The 25345-nt window shown below is 59.7% G+C and carries 24 protein-coding genes and 1 pseudogene; 14 read left to right on the top strand and 11 right to left on the bottom strand.

Annotation, left to right across the window (positions count from 1 at the left end; genetic code table 11):
- Window positions 1-65 precede the first annotated feature (65 nt).
- The 4 genes from mch (at window position 66) to ACFKSJ_RS12510 (ending at window position 3501) form a co-directional block, all read left to right on the top strand.
- On the top strand, window positions 66-1013 hold the full coding sequence (gene mch, locus ACFKSJ_RS12525; RefSeq protein ID WP_440950131.1) for a methenyltetrahydromethanopterin cyclohydrolase: 948 nt from the start codon (window positions 66-68) through the stop codon (window positions 1011-1013).
- A 248-nt stretch (window positions 1014-1261) separates the two neighbouring features.
- Complete coding sequence (locus ACFKSJ_RS12520; RefSeq protein ID WP_440950130.1) at window positions 1262-2218, top strand: ABC transporter ATP-binding protein; 957 nt, start codon at window positions 1262-1264, stop codon at window positions 2216-2218.
- Window positions 2215-2940, top strand: coding sequence for an ABC transporter permease (locus ACFKSJ_RS12515; RefSeq protein WP_440950129.1), 726 nt, complete (start codon window positions 2215-2217; stop codon window positions 2938-2940). The genes ACFKSJ_RS12520 and ACFKSJ_RS12515 overlap by 4 nt, the downstream gene beginning before the upstream one ends.
- A gap of 198 nt (window positions 2941-3138) precedes the next feature.
- A complete protein-coding gene (locus ACFKSJ_RS12510) occupies window positions 3139-3501 on the top strand; it encodes a tetratricopeptide repeat protein (RefSeq protein WP_440950128.1) in 363 nt (120 codons plus the stop codon).
- 238 nt (window positions 3502-3739) lie between these two features.
- Here the strand turns inward: ACFKSJ_RS12510 and ACFKSJ_RS12505 are convergent, their stop codons facing one another.
- Genes ACFKSJ_RS12505 through ACFKSJ_RS12490 form a run of 4 tightly spaced genes read right to left on the bottom strand, consistent with a single transcriptional unit; the run spans window position 3740 to window position 6962 of the window.
- Complete coding sequence (locus ACFKSJ_RS12505; protein ID WP_440950127.1) at window positions 3740-4099, bottom strand: hypothetical protein; 360 nt, start codon at window positions 4097-4099, stop codon at window positions 3740-3742.
- A gap of 37 nt (window positions 4100-4136) precedes the next feature.
- Window positions 4137-4757, bottom strand: a complete 621-nt coding sequence (locus tag ACFKSJ_RS12500; RefSeq protein WP_440950126.1) for an ArsR family transcriptional regulator — start codon at window positions 4755-4757, stop codon at window positions 4137-4139.
- Window positions 4758-4803: 46 nt separating this feature from the next.
- Window positions 4804-6276 carry an IMP dehydrogenase gene (gene guaB, locus ACFKSJ_RS12495; RefSeq protein WP_440950125.1) on the bottom strand — a complete coding sequence of 491 codons (1473 nt, stop codon included), beginning with the start codon at window positions 6274-6276 and terminating at the stop codon, window positions 4804-4806.
- A complete protein-coding gene (locus ACFKSJ_RS12490) occupies window positions 6276-6962 on the bottom strand; it encodes a (5-formylfuran-3-yl)methyl phosphate synthase (RefSeq protein ID WP_440950124.1) in 687 nt (228 codons plus the stop codon). Before ACFKSJ_RS12490 ends, guaB begins: the two co-directional genes overlap by 1 nt.
- Before the next feature lie 81 nt (window positions 6963-7043).
- On the opposite strand from ACFKSJ_RS12490, the gene ACFKSJ_RS12485 reads away from it, so the two are divergent.
- Complete coding sequence (locus ACFKSJ_RS12485) at window positions 7044-7715, top strand: HisA/HisF-related TIM barrel protein (protein ID WP_440950123.1); 672 nt, start codon at window positions 7044-7046, stop codon at window positions 7713-7715.
- Window positions 7706-8335, top strand: a complete 630-nt coding sequence (gene tmk, locus ACFKSJ_RS12480) for a dTMP kinase (RefSeq protein WP_440950122.1) — start codon at window positions 7706-7708, stop codon at window positions 8333-8335. The genes ACFKSJ_RS12485 and tmk overlap by 10 nt, the downstream gene beginning before the upstream one ends.
- Here the strand turns inward: tmk and ACFKSJ_RS12475 are convergent.
- Complete coding sequence (locus ACFKSJ_RS12475; protein WP_440950121.1) at window positions 8298-10889, bottom strand: valine--tRNA ligase; 2592 nt, start codon at window positions 10887-10889, stop codon at window positions 8298-8300. The two genes, tmk and ACFKSJ_RS12475, sit on opposite strands and share 38 nt — an antisense overlap.
- A gap of 128 nt (window positions 10890-11017) precedes the next feature.
- Here ACFKSJ_RS12475 and ACFKSJ_RS12470 point away from each other — a divergent pair, with 128 nt between their 5' ends.
- Window positions 11018-12283 (top strand): TIGR00297 family protein, encoded by a 1266-nt coding sequence (locus ACFKSJ_RS12470; protein ID WP_440950120.1) that lies wholly within the window; start codon window positions 11018-11020, stop codon window positions 12281-12283.
- 265 nt (window positions 12284-12548) lie between these two features.
- Here the strand turns inward: ACFKSJ_RS12470 and ACFKSJ_RS12465 are convergent, their stop codons facing one another.
- From ACFKSJ_RS12465 to ACFKSJ_RS12445, 5 genes and pseudogenes are all read right to left on the bottom strand, one after another.
- On the bottom strand, window positions 12549-13772 hold the full coding sequence (locus tag ACFKSJ_RS12465) for a 6-bladed beta-propeller (RefSeq protein ID WP_440951430.1): 1224 nt from the start codon (window positions 13770-13772) through the stop codon (window positions 12549-12551).
- Window positions 13773-13781: 9 nt separating this feature from the next.
- Window positions 13782-14114 (bottom strand): annotated as a pseudogene (locus ACFKSJ_RS12460) (hypothetical protein); the annotation flags it as partial.
- 102 nt (window positions 14115-14216) lie between these two features.
- Window positions 14217-15041, bottom strand: a complete 825-nt coding sequence (locus ACFKSJ_RS12455) for a DUF7847 domain-containing protein (RefSeq protein WP_440950119.1) — start codon at window positions 15039-15041, stop codon at window positions 14217-14219.
- A gap of 5 nt (window positions 15042-15046) precedes the next feature.
- Window positions 15047-15637 (bottom strand): pyruvate kinase alpha/beta domain-containing protein, encoded by a 591-nt coding sequence (locus ACFKSJ_RS12450; RefSeq protein ID WP_440950118.1) that lies wholly within the window; start codon window positions 15635-15637, stop codon window positions 15047-15049.
- 97 nt (window positions 15638-15734) lie between these two features.
- Entirely contained in the window at window positions 15735-16841 is a 1107-nt protein-coding gene (locus tag ACFKSJ_RS12445) for a DUF362 domain-containing protein (protein ID WP_440950117.1), read from the bottom strand.
- Window positions 16842-16951: 110 nt separating this feature from the next.
- Between ACFKSJ_RS12445 and ACFKSJ_RS12440 the strand changes: the two genes are divergently transcribed.
- From ACFKSJ_RS12440 to ACFKSJ_RS12415, 6 genes are all read left to right on the top strand, one after another.
- A complete protein-coding gene (locus tag ACFKSJ_RS12440; protein ID WP_440950116.1) occupies window positions 16952-17641 on the top strand; it encodes a TIGR00266 family protein in 690 nt (229 codons plus the stop codon).
- 182 nt (window positions 17642-17823) lie between these two features.
- Window positions 17824-20109 (top strand): phosphoenolpyruvate synthase, encoded by a 2286-nt coding sequence (gene ppsA / locus ACFKSJ_RS12435; RefSeq protein ID WP_440950115.1) that lies wholly within the window; start codon window positions 17824-17826, stop codon window positions 20107-20109.
- Window positions 20099-21202, top strand: coding sequence for a tyrosine decarboxylase MfnA (mfnA, locus tag ACFKSJ_RS12430; RefSeq protein ID WP_440950114.1), 1104 nt, complete (start codon window positions 20099-20101; stop codon window positions 21200-21202). Before ppsA ends, mfnA begins: the two co-directional genes overlap by 11 nt.
- On the top strand, window positions 21195-21743 hold the full coding sequence (gene hpt, locus ACFKSJ_RS12425) for a hypoxanthine/guanine phosphoribosyltransferase (protein WP_440950113.1): 549 nt from the start codon (window positions 21195-21197) through the stop codon (window positions 21741-21743). The genes mfnA and hpt overlap by 8 nt, the downstream gene beginning before the upstream one ends.
- On the top strand, window positions 21721-22668 hold the full coding sequence (gene dph2, locus ACFKSJ_RS12420) for a diphthamide biosynthesis enzyme Dph2 (RefSeq protein ID WP_440950112.1): 948 nt from the start codon (window positions 21721-21723) through the stop codon (window positions 22666-22668). The genes hpt and dph2 overlap by 23 nt, the downstream gene beginning before the upstream one ends.
- Window positions 22665-23279 (top strand): METTL5 family protein, encoded by a 615-nt coding sequence (locus ACFKSJ_RS12415; protein ID WP_440950111.1) that lies wholly within the window; start codon window positions 22665-22667, stop codon window positions 23277-23279. The genes dph2 and ACFKSJ_RS12415 overlap by 4 nt, the downstream gene beginning before the upstream one ends.
- 40 nt (window positions 23280-23319) lie before the next feature.
- On the opposite strand, the gene corA is transcribed toward ACFKSJ_RS12415, so the two are convergent.
- Window positions 23320-24381, bottom strand: a complete 1062-nt coding sequence (corA, locus tag ACFKSJ_RS12410; protein WP_440950110.1) for a magnesium/cobalt transporter CorA — start codon at window positions 24379-24381, stop codon at window positions 23320-23322.
- Window positions 24382-24639: 258 nt separating this feature from the next.
- On the opposite strand from corA, the gene ACFKSJ_RS12405 reads away from it, so the two are divergent.
- On the top strand, window positions 24640-25116 hold the full coding sequence (locus tag ACFKSJ_RS12405; protein WP_440950109.1) for a pyridoxamine 5'-phosphate oxidase family protein: 477 nt from the start codon (window positions 24640-24642) through the stop codon (window positions 25114-25116).
- Window positions 25117-25345 lie beyond the last annotated feature (229 nt).

The following is a 25345-nucleotide window of genomic DNA, read 5'->3' as shown; positions in this document are numbered from 1 at the left end:
GGAGATCGGTTTGAAAAATCTTATCTATTCTGCAACCGTCCTTATTGGCATAAGGGGGTTTACCTGTGCTCAGCGTGAATGAACTTGCATTAGAGATATTTGAGAATTTAGCGGAATTTGCAGAGGAATTTAATGCCGCCTACCATGAACTTGGCAACGGCGCACGTATTGTCGACTGTGGTGTAAGCACACGCGGAGGATATTCCGCAGGGCGTGCCTTCACCGAGATCTGTATGGGCGGTCTCGGCGAGATCAACTTCCGGATGGGAGATATCAGCGGCATCCCGATGCCGTTCATCGACGTGAACACCGATTTCCCCTCGATCTCATGCCTCGGGGCACAGAAGGCCGGCTGGACGGTCAAGGTGGGCAACTACTTTGCGATGGGAAGCGGACCGGCACGGGCCCTCGCCCTCAAGCCGAAGCACACCTTTGAGGTGATCGGGTACGAGGACGACTTCGACTCGGCCGTGATCGCCCTTGAGAGCGACCACCTGCCCAACGGCGAGGTGATGGAGAAGATCGCAGCAGAGTGCCACGTGGACGTCGGCAATGTCTGCGCGGTCGTCGCACCGACGGCATCGCCGGTCGGTTCGATCCAGGTATCAGGCCGCTGTGTCGAGACGGCCATCTACAAGCTGAACGAGCTCGGCTTCGACACCACCAAGATCATCTCGGCGATCGGGACCGCACCGATTCCACCGGTGAAGAAGGACGCGACCCGGGCGATGGGCTGCACCAACGACGCGACCATCTACCACGGCAGGATCATGCTGACGATGAAGGCGCCCGAGATCAAGGATTACCTGGACAAGATTCCATCCAACAAGTCCAAGGGATACGGCAAGCCGTTCTATGAGATCTTCAAGGAGGCCGAATTCGACTTCTACAAGATCGACACGTCGCTCTTCTCCCCGGCAGAGGTCGTCATCAACGAGCTGACCGAAGGCGTGGTCTACCACGTCGGCGCAGTGAACCCAGAGGTCACCCTGAAGTCCTTCGGGCTCCTCTGATACTTTTTTTATCTATCTTCATCCGTATCAGCGGAGGATGCGTGATGGCGCTCGCCGCTGCCGAACTGCAGGGAGTTTCCGGACAGGTCAGCATCTCTGGTGTGGACCCGGTCCTGATCGGTTGTCGGTTCGCCGCGCCCCAGAATCACAGGTTCCATCCCGCCGAACAGGGAGATCATGGCGGGCGAACGTGCATGCACAGCACAGAAGATGATAACGATGACCACCGATCATTCTAGGGGACTGCGATGAATGCGATAGAGACCCGGGGTCTTACGAAATATTATGACTCGTTGTGTGCTGTCGACCATCTCACCCTCTCGGTCGACAACGAGATCTTCGGCCTGCTGGGCCCCAACGGATCCGGCAAGACCACCACCGTGCTGATGCTCACCACGCTGCTGCACCCGACAGAAGGTGAAGGGCTGGTCTGTGGTCACGATATTGTGACAGAAGGGAATCTGGTGAGGAAGAGACTCAGTTATGTCCCGCAGGAGATGGCCGTCGACATCAAGATGACCGGGCGGGAGAACGTCCTCTTCTTCGCCAGGCTCTATGGGGTGTCGGACCCGAAAGGCCGGGCCGATGAAGCGCTCGCGGTTATGGACCTATCTGAACGGGCCGACGATCTCGTCAAAACCTATTCAGGGGGGATGCGCCGCCGGCTCGAACTGGCCCAGGCGCTGGTGCACGAACCCGCCGTGCTCTTCCTGGACGAACCGACCATCGGGCTCGACGTCGCGGCGAGGAAGAAGATCTGGGAACATATCAGGGAACTCCGGAAGAGAGGAATGACGATCTTCGTCACCACGCACTACCTGGATGAGGCCGATCAGTACTGCGACCGGGTCGGGATCATCAGTAATGGAAAGATCATGGCCCTCGGATCCCCGGCTGACCTCAAGTCCCGGCTGATGGAGGACATCATCACCGCGACGATCGCAGGGAACTTCATCCCTCCCGAGATCGAGGGAGTCCGGGTCGTCGGGCAGGTGGAGGACGAGGTCTCCTTCACGGTGGAGAACGGGAAGGAGGCGCTCCCGCTGATCGCCCAGGCCCTCGCAGCGAACGGCATAACCGTCACGTCGCTGTCGCTTCGGGAGCCGACCCTCGATGATGTCTTCCTTCATGCGGTGGGGGTCCAGGAGGAGCCCCATCACTTCGATGACCGCCAGTTCCGGACGATGCTGCGGAGGCGGAGATGAGCGGCATCTGGTATTACATGGAACGGGATATGATCAAGTGGTTGCGCGGGAGGATCGCCGTCGTATCGCTGCTGGTGATGCCGGCCGCGTGGCTGATCTTCGTCGGGCTCGCCCTGCCGGTCACCTTCACCGGCAATTATCTCGACTTCATCACCCCCGGCATCCTGGTCATGACCATTCTCGCCTCATCCCTGCAGGGCGGGGCGCTGCTGATGTTCGATCGGATCCTCGGATTCCTGAACAAGTTCCTCGCCCTCCCGACGCCCCGCGAGAGTATCCTCTTCGGGAAGATCCTCTTCATCACCCTCCGCGGGCTCATCCAGTCGACGGTGATCTTTCTGGTGTCGATCCTCATCGGGGCGACAATCCTGTCGCCGTTCCAGTACGGCATGGTCTACCTGATCCTGGTCCTCTTCGGGATCCTCTTCTCAGGGCTGGCGACGACGCTGGCCCTGTATGTGGAGGATCACGATTCGTATGGTGCGGTCAATACGATGATCTCCATGCCCCTCTTCTTCACCTCCAGCGCCCTGATGCCCTACAGTGTGATGCCTGCCTGGCTGCGGACGATCGCATCGGTCAACCCCCTCAGCTTCGCCATCGACGCGATCCGTGCGGTGGAGGCCGGCCAGGTCCCGCTGATGCAGGTCGTGCTGCTGGCCGCGCTCTGTATCGTTGTCATCGCCCTCTGCATGCAGGTCTTCCGGAGGATGACGGTATGAGAGCAAGTGACAGAGTGAATTGTATGAGGAAGAAATTGGTGGAGATTATTCCTAAACGTCGATGGGACGACAACGATATCATCCAGTTCGGTAAAGGGACGCGTCATCCCTGACGTTTGGCATGAGAAAACGGTAACGGAATGCTTATGTACGGAAGCGGCGAGAGAAAAAAACCATATGAATTATTTTTTTACCAGTATGTTTGTGCTATTCATCTTTCTCTTCCTCTCAGGATGCATCTCCCCAAACCCTGCGATAGCGGTGAAAAATCAGTCACAATTTGCAGAGGAGATCCATGCAAGCCAGAGCTATTACGACCTGGTGGTCACGGAAGATCCATTGAATGCAACCGCATGGTGCATACAGGGAAATTATTACAACAATGTCTTCAACCAGTACGAAAAAGCCCTGCAGTGTTATGACCAGGGACTTGATCTAGATCCCACCTATGGATACTGCTGGTATTCTAAAGGGATTACGCTCCAGAATATGAAGCGGTTCAATGAATCAGAGATCTGTTTTGAAAACGCGAAAAAATTCGATCCGACCCTGCCGGTATGACGAAAAACTGAGCCGGGAAAAACCACATGACCCCCATTGAGACATAACAACAGCACGACCTCCTGAACAATTCAACCGTCGTCGTCATCTGAGGAGGACTCCGGTTCGATATCCTCTTCTGATATAGAGATGCACCAGTGAATCACTGCCGGCCGGTTAGGGACGAATAGGTACGGATCTACGCTTCAGTCGAGTCTCCAGCAAAGCCGGCGAAAAAAGAGAGGTGCTGTTTGATCGTTCAGATCACTGCGGGGGCACTGTCCACCGGCTTCTTGTGGCAGATCACGTCGATGACGCCGTGCCGGACCTGGTAGAAGCTGTGCTGGACATCGATCGGCACCGGCAGGTCGACGGCAGTCACCTGCTCGTCCATCACCAGTCTGACCTGTGCGGGCTGGATGTCCACATAGGGGGCCGACCGGGTCTCTGTCGGGATCGTGGCCGTGATATAGACCTTCTCCCCCGATTCGACCAGTTCGTAGGGGACCCGTTCCCCATCCTGAGGCTCCGTCCCCTGCTGCCGGCCGCCGGCGATGATCGTGACGCCGATGATCGGCCCGTGCTCTGAATCGGGCAGATTTCTGAGCAGCTGCTCCATGATGCGAGCAATATTCTGATAGATATCGTCATTTGGATTATTCGGCATGTATACCACTCAGGTTGTAGGTTGTTCCCTGGTACTCCACCAGCCCGTTCTTCTTCAGCCGGGCGAGCGTGCTATTCAGTTCAGAGGAGGACATACCGGTCAACTCCTCGAGACTCTCAAAGGTGAGATCATAGTGAGAGAGGGCGAGCAGGAGATCGAGGTCCCCTTCGTTCTGCAGTATATCCTTACCATACTTGAGCATATCATGTATTTTAAGATCGATATCGCGGTCAATCTGTTCCAGGTTCAAAATCAGGTTCTCGCGTGCACTGATCAGCCGCCGGAGCATCACCAGCCCGTTCCGGAGCATCGCCTGCTGACTCCGCTCAGGCAGAGAGATCAGGTCATCGCGCCTCTCAAGGCCGACGCTGAGCTTGATGTCATTGTAGAGGAAGTAGTACTTTCGCCTCCGCTCATCCTGATTGAATGTGATGATCTGCTCCCGCTCCATCATGGCCAGGTGTTCGATCACCACCTTCGGACTGAGCACGAGCCGATCCGATATCTCGGTGACGAAGCAGGGCTTCTGCCGGAGAAGGTCGATTATCCGCCTTCTGTTCCGGTTTCCGAGGATATCGAGGAGGCGCGAGATTTCCTCTTGGTCGAGCATGGTTTACTTTATGTTAGGTTTTACAGTATATAAAATAGTGAGTTGATCACTCAAACATCCGATAGTTGGGTGCTTCGTCAGTGATCATGATGTTGTGCGGGTGACTCTCCCCCATCCCTGCAGCGGTGATACGGACGAATGCCCCGTTCTTCTGCAGGTCCGGGATCGTGGCCGAGCCGGTGTAGCCCATCGAGGAGCGCAGCCCGCCGACGAGCTGGTAGATCACATCAGAGACGCGACCCACATACGGGGTCGCCCCTTCGACACCCTCCGGGACGAACTTGGTCTTCCCGATCTCCTTCTTCTGGAAGTAACGGTCGCTGGAGACCCCGCTGCTCATCACACCCATCGAACCCATACCGCGGTACTGCTTGTACCGTCTGCCCTTGATAGCGATCACACGCCCCGGGGCCTCATCGGTCCCGGCGAAGAGCGAACCCATCATCACGCTGTCAGCCCCGGCTGCGATCGCCTTGGCCACGTCGCCGCTGTACCGGACACCACCATCGGCGATCACAGTCACGCCCGCCTCGGAGGCCACCCCGGCGACCTCTGCGATCGCAGTGATCTGCGGGACGCCGACACCGGCAACGATCCTGGTCGTGCAGATCGAGCCCGGCCCGATCCCGACCTTCAGCCCGTCGACCGTGTCGACGAGGGCGGCAGCTGCCTCGGCGGTCGCAATGTTCCCTGCGATCACCTCTCCTGTTGCACTGGCCTTGATGTCGCGGACCGCCTGGACCACCTTCATGTTGTGACCGTGGGCGCAGTCCACGATCAGGGCATCGGCATTGGCGCCGTCGAGAGCCATCGCCCGTTCAAAATCGAACGGACCGACTGCTGCGGCGACCCGGAGGTTTCCCTGTTCGTCGCGGATCGCACGCGGGTACTGCCGCTTCTCAAGGATGTCCTGCATCGTGATGATCCCGAGCAACCGCTTCTCGCTGTTCACCACCGGCAGCCGTTCGACCTTGTTGGCGTACATCACCTCCAGGGCATCGTCGATGTTGATGTTCTCGTCGGCGGTGATCGGTTGCCTGGTCATGATCATCCGGATGCTCTCCGCACCCCGTTTGGAGACGATCGCACGGACGTCCCGCCTGGAAACGATCCCGATGATCCGCTCGTCATCGTCGAGCACCGGCACGCCGCCGATCCCATGGATATTCATCAGCCGCTCGACATCGGCGACCGTCGTCTCGGGGGTGACCGACTGGACATCCCGCTCGATCAGTTCCTCTGCCTGCTTGACGAAGGTGATCTGCCGGAGCTGCTCTTCGACGGACATGTTCCGGTGGAGCACCCCGATCCCCCCCTCACGGGCGATCGCGATGGCCATCGTCGACTCGGTCACCGTATCCATCGCAGCCGAGACGAGGGGAATGTTCAGGGCGATCTTCTTCGAGAACCTCGACCGGACATCGGTCTCCGACGGCTCCACATACGATGCCGCCGGCTTGAGCAGCACATCGTCAAAGGTCAGGGCTGTTGGAATCTGTAGCTTTTCTGTGTATCTCATCATCGCACCCCCGCGAGCGCCTTTGCAACCAGATCTTCGCGGATCGTTGCGTTCCGATCGCCGCCGCAGACCATGCCGCGGACGCCGATGATCTCCGGGTCGATCCGTTTCAGGACCGGGAGATCCTCAAAGACCAGCGAGCCGGCCAGGGCCGTTCCGAGGCCGGCGTCCCGGTTCATCACGGTGAACCGGGTCAGCGCCTCCTCGTCCATGAACTCGAAGGTGGACCGCCGGTCCTTCTTTCCTGTGTCGATCATCGCGAAGTCCGCACCCGCCGCTGCTGCCAGCGGAGACATGTCGAACGGAGAGATCGTCCCGAGCCGTTCATAATCGGAGTAGGCGGCGATCACGACATATTTCTCAGGGAACTCGTCCTTGACTGCCCGGACGACGCCGTTGATCACCTCGGCCGCAGCCGCAGGATCGCTGAGCATCAGCCCGACCTTGATATAATCGGCACCAGAACAGGCCGCCCCGTACGCGGCAAGCGCTGCCCCGCCCGGCTTGTTGTCAAAGTCGCCGATTGCAGCGCTGACCGGTTTCTCGGTCATCGCCTTAATAGCCCTGATCACCCAGGGGAAGTTTGCACCCAGGGATCCCTCTGAGGGCTTCTTCACGTCAATGATATCAGCAGCGAGCGAACGCTGAGCCTCCTCAGGACTGCTAGGGCTGACCAGTAATTTCATAAAAAGAGAATGACGCTCATCCTAATAGTGGTTCCGCTGGAATAGAACCAGTTATCTCGATAAAGGGTCAAATCCTTAACCATGGAACTGATCCTGGCAGTTGATCTGAAGGATGGGCTGGTCGTCCATGGGAAGAGCGGCAGACGCGACCAGTATGCGCCGCTGACCTGGGGGCCGGCCTCGACGGCAGAGCCTGTCGGGTTCGTCAGGGCCCTCCGTCCCGCCTACCTGTACATCGCCGACCTGGACCGGATCGAGGGGCGCGGAGAGCATGACCGGGCGGTGAAGGACTGTGCCCCCCTGGTGAAGCACATGTATCTCGACCGCGGATGCAGGACGCCGGAGGACTACCTGCAGTACCTCGGGGTCAGCACCATCGTCGGCACCGAGACCGGAGGAACCGACCTTTCCCGTTATCACGGCGGCTACCTGAGCCTCGACATCAGGGACGGGGGTGTCCTCCCCACCGGAGCGGATCCAGAATCCTTCCTGGCGGCGACCAGCCGGTACTCCTTTGACGGCTACATCCTGCTGAATATCCAGGCCGTCGGGACCGAAGAGGGGCTGGACCCGGACCAGCTGGCCAGGTACAGGACGGCCTGCACCGGCCGGCTCTTCTACGGTGGTGGAGTGAAGGGGGTGGAGGACCTCGATGCCCTGAAGAACGCCGGGTTTGACGGCGCGATCGTGGCCACGGCTGTGCACCGGGGGATCATCCCCCTCGACGCGGTACGGAGGGGACAATGGTCCTGATCACCATCGAAGGGATCGACGGGGCAGGGAAGAGTTCGCTCGTCCGCCGGCTGAAGCACTCGCTCACCGACCTGGACCCGATCTTCACCCGGGAACCGGGGTCGACCTGGATTGGTGAATCGGTCAGGCGCGGAATCGCCGAGGAGATCGATCCAGTGGCGGAGGCCCTCCTCTTTGCAGCAGATCACGCAGCCCATATCGCCAGGGTGATCAGGCCGGGGCTCGCAAAGAACAGGGTGATCATCTCCGACCGGTACGTCGACAGCCGGTACGCCTACCAGTCGGTGATGCTGAAGGGGGTGCTCCCAGACCCCGACACCTGGCTGCACCAGGTGCACCAGCACTGGTCGATCGTCCCGGACCTGACCTTTCTGATGGTGCTGCCGGTCAGCACGGCCCTCGCCCGGATCAGCAGGGGACGGTCGAAAAAAGAGCATTTTGAGCAGGCCTCAGTGCTGGAAGCCGTTCAACAGCAGTACCTGGCCCTTGCCAGGGCCGAACCATCACGGTTCATCGTGATCGATGCAGAACTGGATCTGGCCGAGGTCCATCATTTCATGGACCAGGCCATCCGGGAAGCGGTCAGGCGGAGCGCTGGATCGTCACGATCACATCCCTGACCGTGATCACATCCACCTGTTCTCCTTCGATCATATACGAGTAGACCGGGGAGAAGGCGTTCTCCGGGACGGCGACCTCGACGCCGTTCACCTGGATCGTGGCCGGCGGGTGCTCGATCGCCTCTTCTGGCAGCGCCTTCACCGCGTCCATGAACGGTTTCGCCTCTTTTCTGAAGGTCTTCCCGATCACGGCCATGTTGAACTTGATATCGCTAATCACCTGCTCGAGGTCTGCCGGGCCGGTATGCCAGTGCAGGTCCGCGTTCAGAGTCCTGGCCGCGTCCCCGCCGTCGTCGATCGGATGGGGGACCATCACGGTCACCTTCCCGAGCGGGCCGTTCAGGGCGATGCCGTGATCGTGCTTGTACCGGCGCAGTTCACTGACCAGGGCGACCAGGAACTCCCCGTCGGTGAGAGCTTCCGGATCGGAATACGCATAACTGACCCATGGCTGTGCATGGACCGACCCCTCGCCGATCGCAGAGAAGCACTCCTCGGCAAAGTACGGGATGAACGGGGCCAGCAGCCTGCAGAGCGCATCGAGGGTCAGGGCCAGCGTCGAACAGGCTCCGTCCCTTCCCTCGCCCTCGCCGTACAACCTCCCCTTCACGAGCTCGATGTACTCGTCGGCCAGCACCTCCCAGGCGAACTCCCGGATGGCACGGAGCGCACGATCGAACTGGTAGGCGTCCATCGCAGCCGTCACCTCGACGACTGTCGCCGAGAGTTTCGCAGAGAGCCAGCGGTCGGCGAGGACCGTCGGCTCCTGGTGGCGATACTCGGCACGGTCCAGCTGCATCACCACGAACCGGGTGATGTTCCAGAGTTTGGTCTGGAATCGTGAGGCGGCGACCACATCGTTCCAGTTGAACATGATATCAGAGCCGGTGGCGGCCCCGGCCGCGGCCCACTGCCGGAGGCCGTCAGCCCCGTATTTGCAGATGATCTCCTCGGGAGCGATGATGTTGCCGCGGCTCTTGGACATCTTGAACCCGTCCTCGCCGAGCACCATCCCGTTGACCAGGATCTCCTCCCAGGGGGCGCCGCCGGTCAGGGCGACCGCACGGAGGATCGAGTAGAAGGCCCAGGTCCTGATGATATCATGCCCCTGCGGCCGGATCTGTGCCGGGAAATGGGCCGGCTTGCCGGTCCCGTCCCACCCGGTCACATTCAGCACCGAGATGGACGAGTCCATCCAGGTGTCGAGCACATCCTTCTCCCCGATAAAGTTCGTCGACCCGCACTTCGGGCACGGATGAGCAGGGGTGTCGACGGTCGGGTCGATCGGGAGGTCGGCCTCCTCAGGCAGGACCAGTTCCCCGCAGTCCTTACAGAACCAGACCGGGATCGGCGTCGCGAAGATCCGCTGCCTGGAGATGCACCAGTCCCACTCCATCTTGCCGACCCAGTCCTCCATCCTGAGGAGCATATGCTCGGGGTTCCAGCTGACCTGGTGGGCTGCATCGAGGATTTCGTCCTGGTTGATCTTCACGAACCACTGCCGTTCTGAGAGGATCTCGATCGGAGTCTTGCACCGCCAGCAGGTGCCGACCCGCTGTTCGAGGGGCTCCTGCCGTTTCAGAATCCCACCCTCACGCATCGCATCGAGGACCGCAGCCCTGCACTCCTCTGTTCCCATCCCCGAGAACTTGCCTGCCAGGGGGGTCATCTTCCCATGCGAGTCGATGGCAGTCCGGAGGTCCAGGTGGTGCTGCTTCCACCAGTGGACATCCTGCTTGTCCCCGAACGTACAGATCATCACGGCCCCGGACCCGAACGCAGGGTCGACGGCCTCGTCCTCGATCAGCGGCACCTCGTGACCGAAGAGCGGGACTTTCATCTTCCTGCCGGCCATCCCGGTGTAGCGCTCGTCCCCCGGATGAACCGCCACGGCCACGCAGGCCGCCAGCAGTTCCGGCCGGCTCGTCGCGATCTCGAGCCCGTCGAAGTCGAAGAAGTTCAGCTTCGTGGTCCGCTCTTCATAGGCCACCTCGGCGAAGGCGATCGCGGTCTCGCACCGGGTGCAGAAGTTCACCGGGTGTTCGCTCTGGTAGATATATCCCTTCTTGAGCATCTGCAGAAACGAGAGCTGCGTCTTCCGGTAGTACGCCGGCATCATCGTGATGTACTCGTTCGACCAGTCGGTGGTGAAGGCCATCCTCCGCATCGTCGTCCGCATCTTCTCGATGTTCCCAAGGGTCAGCTCCCGGCACATCCGCCGGAACTCCTCGCGGGGTACGTCGTTCTTGGTGATCCCGTGCGTCTCCTCGACCTTCACCTCGGTCGGAAGGCCATGACAGTCCCAGCCCTGCGGGAACATCACATTGTACCCGTTCATACGCCGGTACCGCGCGATAAAGTCGATATAACACCAGTTCAGCGCATTTCCGATATGGAAGTTCCCGGTCGGGTACGGCGGCGGGGTGTCGATGATGAACTGCGGCTTTGTCGAGGTCGGATCGAAGTAATTGGTCTCATCACGCCAGATGCGCTGCCATCGCTCTTCCACTTCGATGGCGTCGTACTGCTTTGGGAGTTGAGGTGATGCTGACATCTACGCAGCTGTTTGTTCTGACATGACATATACTGTTCGACAGCGTTCCTGCCGGCGGATTTTTGTCGACGTTTCTTCTCCGTTGACGACGACAAAACTCTTTTTACTCCAGCGCCTATGATAACAGAATGACAATGCAGCCCGGCGTTCTGCTCGCATCCCTGCTCGGCCTCGCCTGTATTGTACTGGCCCCCGCCCTGCAGGCCCCGGTGGTCTTTTCCCTGCTGGTGATCCTGGCGTTCGGGCTGATCTTTCTTGTCTATGCTGAGCCGTACCCCTCGCTGCCGATCGTCGTGCTGACGATCCTGTACGGCACCGGGGTGATCCCGGTCTTCGTCTATGCGGTCACGCTCGGGATCATGATCACCGGAGAACTGGCCTTTCGGCTCGGTGAGGGCGAACCGCTTCTATCGCAGCAGCGGCCCGCCCGCCGGATCAGGCCGGCCCGGGACGGAGAAGCCGATGGAGCGGTCCCCAGGGGATACATCTTCTTCACCATCACGGCCCTTGTCAGCGGGCTGCTGGTGATGGGGTACCTCGGACGAGCCGCCGCCCTGGCCGTGGTGATCGCAGCGATCGTCGGGGTGCTCCTCAAGGCGATCATGGAGGACCGCGAGGACGCGTTCCTCGTGGAGATGCTCGGGGTCGCGATGACCCTGTACCTCTTCGACGACCTGAATATCATGGTCGACACCACCCACCTGCTGGCGGCCGGGATCGTCGCCTTCTCGTTCGGGTACTTCTCGTACCGGTTGAAGGCCGCCGACCTGAGCGGGCTCTTCAGCGGTGCGCTGATCGGGATCATCCTGATCATCATCGCCGATCTCAGGTGGTTCCTGATCATGCTCGTCTTCTTCATCATCGGCTCGGCCTGCACTCGGTACAAGTTCGAATACAAGACCGAGATCGGGGTCGAGGAGGCCCACGGCGGGGTCAGAGGATATCGGAACGTCTTCTCCAACGGGATCGTCGGTGCCGCGGCCGCCGTCCTCTATGGCGTGACCGGGCATCCGATGTTCATCGCCCTCTTCTTGGGGTCGGTCGCGACCGCGGCCGGCGATACCGTGGCCAGCGAGATCGGCGTGACCGGCAAGACCCCGTACCTGATCACCACCTTCGAGCGGGTCAGGGCCGGGACCAACGGCGGGGTCACGATGGTCGGCGAGGCGGCTGCCCTGATCGCCTCGTTCTGCATCGCGCTCGTCGCCTACCTCCTCGGCGTGGCAGACCCGACGATGGTCGCGGTGGTGACGGTCGCCGGCCTGGTCGGCACCAATGTGGACAGTGTCGTCGGCGCCCTCTTTGAGAACCGCGGGTTGATCGGGAACGCCGGGACGAACCTGACCGCGACCCTTTCAGGCGGGCTCTTCGCCCTCCTCTTCTTCATCTTCTGATTGCCCTGGTCGGGACTGAACTCTCTGATTTTTCTTTAGTTTGATCCCCGCCGGGGGTTCCAGAACTGATGCAGAAGGGTCCATGGCCGCCGGCCCCGTTCCCTCCCGATCATCGCCCATGAGTATTCCGTCCGGTCAGAAGGAGCGGGACGAGGATGAACTGCGCAAATCCAGAAAAGGTGATTCCAGGGATTCAGTTCTGTGAAGGACCTGGCATCGTGAGCGTGTCCGTCCGGGAAGGGGCCGGCCCTCCCGGTACCGGCATTCATAATGAATTAAAGAGTGTCACGACATCCCCGAAGTCGATACGTTCGTTTTCATTGAAATCAAAGGCCACGATAGGCTCGTTATCAGAGATCCAGTCGATCTGGTTGAAGAACTTGACAACATCTTCGAATTCAAATACTCCATTGCCATCCAGATCCTCGTACAGCCCGTCATGATCCACGTCTCCAGGCTGATTGAGATCCCCTTGAAGTGGTCTCACCGGCTTGTTGTCAACGGTGATGGTAGCAGGAAAGAGGTTTACCTGAACCTGATTACCTGAATCATCATTCACCTGATACATGGAGATACTCAACGTGGTGGTTCCTGGCTGTTTTGCATGAATCGTCAGATTACCAAGCGAAATTGCCGTCGTACAATCACCCCGGAACAGATCATAAGTGTCAGCTCCACTGATGGTGACCGTCTGTGAGGGAAGAGATGATGTGCTATTGAACCGGGTAGGCGTCCATGCAGGCGCCCGGGCATCAACGATCTCAAGGACTGAGGGATCATCAACAGACACGGTGACCTCATATCCAGAGAGACCATTCACAACATCAGAGAGGTCGAGAATGAACGACTGCTGGTCATCCCATACCATCGTTTTTGCACCAGGGTTAAAGGTAAGGGTGACCGGGGAGGGAACAAATTTCTGTATCCGATTGTTACCGGTGTCGGTCACATAGACGGCGCCATCCAAATCATTCATATCAACGGCGATGCCACGTGGGGATTTTAACAGTCCAGATCTCGAATCTGAACCATACCAAGAGGTGATAAGATCCCCCGAGGACGTGAACTTCTGGATCCGGTTGTTGCCCGTGTCCGCCACGTAGACACTTCCACCCTTGTCGACCGCAATACCCGATAGAGCGTTGAACTGCCCATTCCCCGAACCGAAATTTCCCCAACTGGTAATGAATGTGCCTGTTGATGTAAACTTCTGGATCCTATTGTTGCCGGTGTCAGCCACGTAGACATTGCCATACTGGTCCACCGCAATACTATGTGGTGCGGATAATGTGCCGACTTCTGATCCGGTGCTGTTCCACTGCGTGAGGTATCTCCCGGTCGACGTGAACTTCTGGATCCGGTTATTGCCTGTATCGGCCACATAGATATTGCCGATGCCGTCCACTGCAATTCCACTGGGAGAGAGGAACTGCCCATCCTGAGATCCTCTGATACCCCATTTAATCGGGTCACCCTCCGACGGGATCATCTGGACCTGGTGGTTCCCCGTATCAGCCACATAGACGGTGCCACTGCTGTCCACCGCGATGCCCCGGGGATAGAAGAACTGTCCATACCCCGAACCAACCCCACCCCTCAGTTCTTTATAGACTCCAGTCTTCGTGAACTTCTGATAACGATTATTGTTCGTATCGACGACGTAGACATTGCCGGCAGCGTCCACCGCAACCCCATCTGGAGAACTGAACTGCCCGGTGAGCAGGCCCGCGATCCCCCACGTATTTATCCCGATATATGACTGCGCTGCCGTCGCGACCTGAACACTACCGCAGAAGATGAGCAGGATACAGAAAAAAGAAAAGAACCTCAATCAGAACCACCACTAATGGGTCAGAATCTGTCAAACTCAGTTATACGATTTTCTCTTTCATTCACCAGGAGATCCGGTATCCCGAGCCGATAAAAAAAAAGATCAGTACCGGTAGTACCGGCCCTTCTCGTCGTACTCGCCCTGCGGCTCCACTGAAGCCTCCGCGACAGCAACCTCCTTGAAGAGCAGTGCCTTGTAGGCGGTCATCAGGGTGAAGAAGAGCAGGAAGCCGACAAAGTAGAGGACCGTGGTGACCATGGCCCCGTTCGTCCCGATCAGTGAGATGAGCTGCTCCTGGGTGAAAGCCGCAGCCTCGACAGGGGTCATCGTCGCGATCGGCACCAACCGCTGATACAGGGCCGCGGTCCAGATGACCAGCAGCGGAAGACTGATCCCCACTCCGACCAGGACGGCAGTGAGCAGGTACCGAAGGACCGCCATCGGGGCCCCGATGGCCACCGCGACGGACCGCCGGATCGCGTTGAAGACGCCCTGCTCCTCAAAGACCGCGGCTGTGTCATAGAAGAGAGTCAGCAGGGCGAAGACCCCGATCGCCACCAGCATCACCAGCGCCACCAGCCCGATCGATTCGGTCTGGACCAGGACTGCCATCAGCCCTGTCGCAACGAGCGCGATCGCCACCGCTCCGAACGCCACCAGCAGCCCCGGCAGCAGCACCCGGAAATAGTTGCGCGAGCCTTCCCGGACCAGGCTCATGAACGAGGCGTCATCGGCCTTGATCGCACCGTACACTGCTGCGAATGCAAACGGCATCAGCACCAGTTCCAGGGCCAGCAGCCGGGGAGCGATGAACGTCTCCCCGGTCAGCGAGAACCAGATCTGGATGGCGTCCAGCACGGCGATCAGCACCCCGGGGATGAAGAGCCCCGGCATCCGCTTAAGCAGACGTAATGTGTCGACGAACACCACGGTCACCTCACGCGGGGCATCGCCGCGATCTCACGGACCTGCAGGTCGAAGAAGGAGGCCGTGTACGAGGGTTTGATCACACAGACCGTATCCGCACCGGACCCGGTCCCCCCGACCGCGACCACCTCGTCCTCGATGGAGATTGCTCCCTGATCGGCTGCGATCAGCACGCATTCGACCCCGACCTTCAACCCGACGGCGACGGTCCTGCGGAGCGCCTCGGCAACCGCTTCGGTCCTCGAACCGCCGCCAACCTTGGCAGACCGTGCGAACGCCCGTTCAACCCCGGATAAGACATGGGTGCCGGTCACCACGGTCGCTCCGGCCGCCTTCAGGGTCGCAGCGGCTTCGGCCGAGAACTCCCAGACGCCCGGCGCCCTAAATCCATAGACATGGGTGACCACAACGAGCCGCAGACCGGCCTTCTGCACCAGCGGCAGAAAAGCAAGGGCCGTCGACCCGGTGGTACTGGCCAGCACGATGGTACTGCACCCGGCCTCCTCTGCCCGCGCAACCGCGCAGGCTGCAGCATCTGCCGTGTTTGCGGGTCCCGGCGAATCGAAGTAGATCGTGGATCTGGTTGTATAAGACATGGGCTCTTCCTCGTATGGATCAGCATAGGGAGGAAGATCCCGATAAAATGCTCGTCCCACCGGGATACAATGGAAAAAATGAACGATCCTGTCGGGATCAGATCTCGATCAGGTCGTAGGCCCGGGTGCCGAGGCCGATCTCCTCGGCGTACTGGACCTGCCGCCGCCCGTCGGTGACACACCGGAGGCCGGTGAACTTGTCCTCGCCGGCGGCGAAGTGGTCGGTCAGCATGGAGTCGGAGAACCCGATCTGCTCGTTCACCAGGTCGAAACTGGCCGCATCGATCGCCACCGGGTCGTTGGAGGCCAGAATCCCGATATCAGGGACGATCTGCCGGTCCGACCAGGGCACGCAGTCACAGTCCGGGGTGATGTTCAGCAGGAAGTTCATGTACCCGACCCTCCCCTCCTTGGTCTTCGCCGCCCCGGCCGCGTACTCGACCATCCGTTCGGTGAACGTCGGGATATCGGTCTCCCAGTCCACGTCGATCGCATGCTCGGGGCAGACGGTCATGCACTCGAAGCAGCCGATACACCGGTCCTTGCTGATCAGCGCCGCCCCCTCGTCCATCCCGATCGCCTCCTGCGGGCAGACCGGCAGACAGGTCTGGCAGCCGATACAGAGGTCGCGAACGACCGTCGGCCGGGCCGAGTGCTGCTCCCGCTTGCCGGCCGGGGATGCGCATCCCATCGCCAGGTTCTTGATCGCCCCTCCAAACCCGGCCACCTCGTGCCCCTTGAAGTGAGAGAGGACGATCATCGACCGGGCTGCCGCGATGTCGCCGGCGATCTTCACCGAAGAGAAGTGTTTGCCCTGCACCGGCACGGTGGTGACATTGCCGCCCCGGAGCCCGTCGGCGATGATCACCGGGGCGTTGACCACCGCGTAGTCGAAACCGTGACTGACGGCCGTGGTGATATGGTCGACCGCGTCGGACCGCGACCCCAGGTACAGCGTATTGGTATCGGTCAGGAACGGCCGGGAACCCGACTCCTTCACCTTATCCACCACCTGCCTGACCAGGACCGGGTTGATATACCCATCACCGCCGGCTTCACCGAAGTGGAGCTTGATCGCCGCGGTCTCACCGGGTACGAGATGCCCGGCAAACCCTGCCCGTTCAAAGAGGGCGCGGACCCTGCTGATCTTATTCTCGCCAGGAGACCTGGCCCGCACACGTGCAAAATATACCGGAGACGCCATACCCGATACTATGCACAGAATCTGATGATAAATAATTCGAAGATCCCGGAGTCTCCTGTCTGGCCGACACGGGCCCAAACATTTTTTACGCCAGTTGCAGAGAGACTGGCATGCAATATTCAATTTCTGGGGACAACCTGCAGATGGTCACCCTCTCCCTGGCAGAGGGCGAGGAGATCGCCGCCGAAGCCGGGGCGATGGTCAATATGAGTGGCAATATGCAGATGGCGAGTGCGGTGACCGGCGGACTCTTCAAGGGGCTGAAACGGATGATGACCGGCGAGAGTTTCTTCCTCTCCCACTTCACCCCGTCCGGAAGCGGAGGACAGGTGGCCTTCGCCGGGAATGTGCCCGGCAAGATCGTCCCGGTCTCCCTCAATGGAAACGAGTTCATCGCCCAGCAGGACGCCTACCTCTGTGCAGAGATGGGGGTCGACCTGGACATCGCCTTCACCAAGCGGATCCGGGCCGGCCTCTTCGGCGGCGAAGGGTTCGTGATGCAGAAACTGAGCGGTCACGGCACGGCCTTCCTCCACTGCTGCGGGGATATCATCGAGATGACCCTCGCCCCGGACCAGGTGATGAAGGTCCAGACCGGGCTGGTCGTCGGGTTTGATTCGACGGTCAGGTACGACATCACCCGTGCCGGCGGGATCAGCACGGTCCTCTTCGGAGGGGAGGGGCTCTTTCTGACGACCCTGCAGGGGCCCGGCAAGGTGGTGCTCCAGTCGATGGACGTCGCAAAACTCGCACGGGCACTCTCACCATATCTGCCTCATCCAGAATCCGGGTCACACTGAAAAAGGGGTATATTCTGAAGCCCCCCTACTATTTATTATATATACGGCCCTCCTGGAACTCCGAAACGAACCGCTAAGGGAAAAAGGCGCAATACTGGACGTGTACAAAAAAAATTCATCTTGATTTGCCGCTTCTCGAAAGTCTAATTAAACATAAAACCGGAGACTATAGTGGTGCATGCATGAACGAAGTGCCAAATATTCTGTGGCTCGAGGAGATCAGGAAAGAGGATATACCCTCCGTAGGAGGGAAAGGTGCTTCACTCGGTGAGATGGCATCCATCGGACTTCCTGTTCCGAAAGCATTTGTGGTAACGGCTCAGGCATTCCGCAGGTTCCTGGTAGCGACCGGACTTGAGGATACACTGTTCCAGAAGATGGAGCAGCTCGATGTCGAGAACAACGAAGCTCTCGAGGCAGCAGCTGGACAGGCAATCGCATCGGTGATCGATGCAGAGATGCCACAGAAGATCCAGGACGATATCAAGGCAGCATACCATACCATGTCCCCTGAGGAGATGATCGTCGCGGTCAGGTCGAGTGCGACCGCAGAGGATCTCCCGGATGCCAGTTTTGCAGGGCAGCAGGAGACATACCTGAATATCAAGGGTGTCGATGACCTGATCGAAGCGGTCAGGAAGTGCTGGGCTTCACTCTACGGGGCCCGGGCTATCTACTACCGCTCAAAGCAGGGATTCGATGACCGGAGCGTGAACATCGCTGTCGTCATACAGCAGCTGGTCCACTCAGAGAAGGCCGGCGTGATGTTCTCCAGTCACCCTGTGACCGGAGAGCCGTTGACGATCATCGAAGGATCGTGGGGTCTCGGCGAGGCCGTCGTCTCAGGCACGGTCTCCCCTGACAATTACATCTTCGACCAGCGGACAGAGAAGGTGGTCGACCAGCTGATCGCCAACAAGAAGGTCGAAATCCTCCCGGACGGCAGAAAGGGGACGAAGGTCGTCGAGGTCTCACCCTCCCGGCAGGACGCTCAGGTCCTCTCGAACGAGGAAGTGGCCAGGCTCGCGATGTTCGGCAAGATCGCCGAGGACCATTATGGTGTTCCGCAGGACGTGGAGTGGTCGATCATCGGAAGTTCACTCTATATTCTGCAGTCCCGCCCGATCACGACGATCGGAATGGCGAACGGTAAGAACGCACCCCTGCCCACCGGGGCAGTCCAGGGGAAGGTACTCGTCCAGGGCCAGGGGGCCTCGCCAGGGATCGCAACCGGCAAGGTCGTGATCCTGATGGACGCGAAGGACATCGGGATCGTCAAGGAGGGCGATATCCTGGTCACCAGGATGACCAACCCGGACATGGTCCCTGCGATGCGCAAGGTGAAGGCCATCGTGACCGACGAAGGCGGGATGACCTGCCACGCCGCGATCGTCAGCAGGGAACTCGGCACACCCGCCGTGGTCGGGACCAGGAACGGGACCGGCACCCTCAGACAGGGGCAGCTGGTGACCGTCGACGGCGAGAAGGGAGTCGTCTACGAGGGAGCAGTCCAGGCTGCACCTGCAGCAGCGACTGCGGCACAGCCGGTGGCAGCCGCAGCACCGGTGATCACCGCGACCAGTGTAAAGGTGAACGTCTCACTCCCTGAGGCTGCACAGCGGGCTGCAGCCACCGGGGCTGACGGGGTCGGCCTGCTCAGGATCGAGCATCTGATCCTCGGGCTGAACAAGACGCCGAACTGGTTCATTAAGAACGGAAAGGAAGAGGAGTTCATCCTCGAACTCTACAACGGTATCAAGACCGTGCTGGACGCATTCCCGGGCAAACCGGTCTGGGTCAGGACCCTCGACGCACCGACCGACGAGTTCCGGAACATGGAGGGCGGCGAGGACGAACCGATCGAGCACAACCCGATGCTCGGATGGCGCGGAATCAGGCGCGACCTCAAGAGCCCAGAACAGTTCAAGATGCAGGTCGAGGCCTTCAAGCGGCTCTGGAACGAGGGCTACGACAACATGGGCCTGATGTTCCCGCTGGTCGGCCACCCGGACGAGTTCATCCAGGCAAAGGCGATGCTCGCCGGCTGGGGTGTCGACGTCGAGAAGGTGACGCTCGGCATCATGATCGAGATCCCGAGCAGTGCCGTCCTGATCGAGGACTTTGCAAAGTGCGGGATCAAGTTCGCCTCGTTCGGCACCAACGATCTGATCCAGTACACCCTGGCGATCGACCGGAACAACGAGCACCTGACCGACATGTACAAGCCCAAGCACCCGGCTGTGCTGAAACTGATCGATTCTGCGATCAGAGTCTGCAGAGAGTACGGGGTCGAATGCTCTATCTGCGGTCAGGCAGGGTCAGACCCGGTGATGGCGGAGTGGCTCGTCGATCACGGCATCAGCAGTATATCAGCAAACATCGACGCAATCTCTAAGATCCGGCATGCCGTGGCACGCACCGAGCAGCGGATACTCCTTGAAGCGGCGAGAAAGAACAATGCTCTGTAAAGGACTGGCCGAGGAAGAACTCTTCTCTTTCCTCTCAAAGAAGAGAGGGGAGGACCTCTGTCACTCCCATATTCTAAGTTCGATGTGTACGGTCCCGCACCCGGTTGCGGTGAAGGCGCACCTGATGTTCATGGAGACGAACCTCGGAGACCCGGGTCTCTTCCCGGGCACCGCCTCCCTCGAACGGCTGCTGATCGAGCGGCTCGGCGACCTCTTCCACCACCAGGAAGCCGGGGGGTATGCGACCTCGGGCGGGACCGAATCGAATATTCAGGCGCTTCGGATCGCCAAGGCGCAGAAGAAGGTCGATGAACCGAACGTGGTGATCCCGGAGACCTCGCACTTCTCGTTCAAGAAGGCCTGTGATATGCTCGGGATCCGGATGAAGACGGTGCCGGCGGATCGTTGCATGCGGACCGACATCAACCAGGTCGGCGGAGCGATCGATAAGAATACGATCGCCCTGGTCGGAATAGCAGGGAGCACCGAGTACGGGATGGTGGACGACATCGGTGCGCTCGCAGCGATTGCAGAGGAGGAGAACCTCTTCCTGCATGTCGACGCGGCCTTCGGCGGGCTCGTCATCCCGTTCCTCCCGGATCCCCCGCCCTTCGACTTCGCCCTCCCCGGAGTCTCCTCGATCGCCGTCGACCCGCACAAGATGGGGATGAGCACCCTGCCGGCGGGGGCGCTGCTGGTCCGTGAACCAGAGATGCTCGGGCTGCTGAACATCGATACGCCGTACCTGACCGTCAAGCAGGAGTACACCCTGGCCGGAACCAGACCCGGCGCCTCGGTGGCCGGCGCCCTTGCCGTCCTCGATTACATGGGCAGGGACGGGATGGAGGCGGTGGTGGCCGGATGTATGAAGAACACCCATCGGCTGATCCGGGGGATGGAGACGTTCGGGTTCCCGAGGGCCGTGACCCCGGACGTGAATGTAGCCACCTTCATCGCAGACCGCCCGGTCCCGAAGGACTGGGTCGTATCCCGGACCAGGAGAGGGCATATGCGGATCATCTGCATGCCGCACGTGACCGCCGATATGATCGAACAGTTCCTGATGGACATAGGAGAATGTGAGAATGCTTGAAAAACTGGTGACGTCCCTTGAGACCTGTCCGATGGTGCAGCGAGGCGAATACAACTATTTTATCCACCCCATCTCCGACGGGGTGCCGATCGTAGAGCCGGACCTCCTGCGGGAGATCGGGTGTGCGATGGTGAAGATGCTGGACCTGGAAGGGGTCGATATGATCGTGGTCGCAGAGGCGATGGGGATCCATATCGGCACCGTCCTCTCCCTGATGACCGATATCCCGCTGAATATCGTCAGAAAGCGGGAGTATAAACTCCCTGGCGAGGTGGCGGTCCACCAGACCACCGGGTATTCAAAGGGGGAACTGTACCTGAACGGCCTCTCGAAAGGAGACCGCGTGGTGATCATCGACGACGTGGTCTCGACCGGCGGGACCACGCGGGCACTCCTCTCCGCCCTCGGGCAGATCGGTGTCGAGGTGGTCGACATCTGCTTCGTGATCCAGCGCGGAAAACCGGATATCGGCAGGACCTACAAATCCTTGACGAGCATCGAGGTGAACGATCGGGTCCATGTCGTCGATCGATACTGCTGACCTGATCAGGGAACTGCACCGGCGTGGGGCACACCGCGTTGCACTGCAACTCCCTGAGGGGCTCAAGCGGCAGGGAGCTGGGCTGGCCCTGGACCTGAAGAAGGCCGGCTTCTCCGTGATCCTGAGCGGGGACCCCTGTTACGGGGCCTGTGATCTGGCCATCTCCGCCCTGGCCGAGGCGGACGTGCTGGTGCACATCGGACACACCCCGGTCGAGGTCCACCCGGATGTCATCTGCCTCCCCTTCGAGCAGGACTTCGACCTCTCCTCCCTTGACCGGGCCCTCCCCCTGCTGCAGGAGCAGCGGATCGGGCTCGTGACCACCGTCCAGCACGCCCACCTGCTCCCGGCGGCGGTCCGGTACCTCGCAGACCATGGGATCGAGGCCGTGACCAGGGACGGATCCGGGCGGACCCCGGCTGCCGGCCAGGTACTCGGGTGCACCTACCGGGCGGCACGGATCGAAGGGGTGAACGAGATCCTGTACATCGGGACCGGCCTCTTCCACCCGATCGGCGTGCAGCTGGCCACAAATAAACGGGTGATCGCCCTCGATCCGTTCATGCAGAAGGCAGACGTGGTCGACAGTTCACGCCTCCTCCGGCGCAGGTTCGGTCTGATCGAGCGGGCAAAACAGGCCGAATCGTTCGGGATCCTGCTCAGCACCAAGTCCGGTCAGCGACGGGCTGCCATGGCAGAGCGCCTGGCGTCCCTGGATGACCGGGCGGTGATCGTCACCCTCCAGGAGGTGAGCCCTGATGCGCTGGTGAACCTCGGGTTCGGCTGTTACGTGAACACGGCCTGTCCGAGGATCGCCTACGACGATCAGGTCAGGTTCCCGGTGCCGGTGATCACCCCCGAAGAGTTTGAGATCGTCTGCGGCCGGCGGACCTGGGACGACTACCTGGTCGACGAGATCCCATGAAACTGAAGAACCTCGAGATGGCCCTCGAAAAACTCGATACCTTCGAACGTCCGAGGGCGGACCTGGAGCAGTACCAGACGCCGGCACCGGTCGCAGCCAGGCTCCTCTTTCATGCGCTGATGCAGGGGGATATCGAGGACCGTTCGGTCCTCGACCTCGGCTGCGGCACCGGCGTCCTCGCCTGCGGGGCGGCGCTGCTGGGGGCCGCCAGGGTCACCGGTCTCGACCTCGATGCCGGGGCCATCCAGGTCGCAGAGGCGAACGCCGCCCGCTGTGGCGTTACGGCCACCTTCATCACCGGAGACGTCAACGACCAGACGCTCCCGCTCGACGGTCCCTTCGACACGGTGATCATGAACCCTCCGTTCGGGGCCCAGCAGAAGTATGCGGACCGACCGTTCATCGACCGCGCCCTGCGAGAGGGAACAGTGATCTACGGGATCTTCAACAAGGGATCCCTGCCGTTTATCCAGAGTTATTGTGAGGGGAGGGCGACGATCGAGAGCGTCGTCGCCGCGGCCTTCCCGATCAAAAAGACCTTTGCCTTTCATAAGGAGCGCATACGGGAGATCCCGGTCGAGATCGTTCTTTTGAGGCGAATCGAAGCGTGAAAGAGGAGAGATAGACAATCTCCGACCTTTTGTCATTCGTCTAGATCCAGCCGCGCCGGTAGAAGTAGATCAGCATCCCCGAGGCGACGACGATCATCACCCCCCAGAGTGCCGGGTACGCCCACGGGATGGAGAGTTCAGGCATGTACTGGAAGTTCATCCCGTACACGCCGACCAGGAAGGTGAGCGGGATGAAGATGGTGGCGATCAGGGTCAGGAACTTCATGATCTGGTTCAATCGGAAGCTGACGCTGGAGAGGTAAATGTCGATCATCCCGGCGATGATATCCCGGAACGACTCGATCGCATCGATCATCTGGACGGTGTGGTCATAGACGTCCCTGATGTAGACGACGGTCTCCTGGTGGAGCAGGGGCGAGTCCGACCGCTCCAGCGAAGAGATCGACTCGCGGAGCGGCCAGACCGATCGGCGCATGAAGATCATGTCCTTCTTGAGCAGATGGATCGCAGAGAGGGTGGCCGGGTTCGGGCTGGTCAGCAGATCCTCCTCAAGGAACTCGATCTTCTCACCGAGGTTCTCGAGGACCACGTAGTAGTTGTCGACGATCAGATCGATCAGAGCGTAGGCGAGGTAGTCGGTGGGGCGGGTCCTGATCCTGCCGTCCTTTCTGATCCGATCCCTGACCGGTTCAAAGATCGAATCTGCCGATTCAAGGAACGTGATCAGGTAGTTTTCACCAAAGAGCATGCTCACCTGCTCGGCCTCTATATCAGAGTCCTCCTCCTGGTAGGTGATCAGTTTCATCACCATGAACAGGTAGGCGTCGAACTCCTCGAACTTGGGACGCTGCCGGGTGTGCAGGATATCCTCAAGGATCAGCGGGTGGATGGAGAAGCGTGAGCCGATCTGCTGGATCAGGCTGATATCCGAGAGGCCGGTCACGTTGATCCAGGTGACCTTCATCGCAGGGTCGGGCGTGGCCAGGTCGGCGATCGAATCGAGGGTCTCCTCCTCCCAGTGTTCGTCATTGTATCGGATCACCTGGATGGTGACCAGATCGGTCAGTTCCTTATCCAGGGGGACCAGCGACCCTGGCGGCATCCCCGGACGGAGGGGCCGCTTTCGTTCCCGCTTCTTCATCCTCTGATCATACGAATGTCTGCTATTTGTGCCTATGTGATGAGACGGCCCGTCGTTTGTCTCCCTGCTTCGTTATCAGAGGCCATGAATCCCTCTCGCTCCGATTCGTAGGGATGTTCAGAGACCAACGGATTGTATCGGTATCAGTTCAGCAGTTCCCAACCCGGGGATATCTCCACAGGATCAGGGATGGTGCGTTCCGGATAACCAATAAAAGAGTTTATTAGGCATCATTCTCCAATCAACAGATGAGAAACCATGGAGATCGTCAAGATTCCAAGGATGGAGAAGAAGGAGTACGACCAGCTGATCGAGGAGGGGTATATCAGCAGGATCGCCTTCCAGGGAGAAAAGTACCCGTACATCGCCCCATTTCTGTATGTATTCGACGGTAAATTCCTGTACTTCCTCTCGACCAAGTACGGCAAGAAGATCGAGTACTTCAGGAAGAGCCCCTATGTCTCGGTCGAGGTTGAACGATACACCAGCGATCTCTCATGCTATACCTTCGTGACGATGCAGGGGCGGCTCGAGGAGGTGGAGGATTCGATCGAGAAGAAACTCATTCGGGAGCGTTTCGTCGACCTGATCACGGAGAAGCACCTCTCCGGAAACATCCTCGGTGCCCTCGGCCACTCCCCTGACGATCCACCTGAAGTGATAGCCAGAGAGGAACGGTCGCTGGTATGGCGGCTGACCGGGGTGAAGGACCTAGTAGCATTGAAGAACCTCTGAGGAGGTTCTTCGCATCCAATCGACCATTCACCCTCCTTCGTCGGGTGAAGGTCTCATGGTCTAAAAAACCGCTGAGGAGGTTTTCATCATCCATTCATCTTTTCTCCCGGTCTGACGAAGAATCTCTGGTTCCTGCACTCATCAGGATCAGGACACAGTCGATACTCTTTTTTCATAGCAGATCCCATCTATGATGAAACAGGTGCGCCATACGACTGTACCTGGCCGG

The sequence above is a fragment of the Methanosphaerula subterraneus genome (genome assembly GCF_052055875.1).
GTDB lineage: Archaea > Halobacteriota > Methanomicrobia > Methanomicrobiales > Methanospirillaceae > Methanosphaerula > Methanosphaerula subterraneus.
This window is presented reverse-complemented; position numbering and strand designations above follow the sequence as displayed.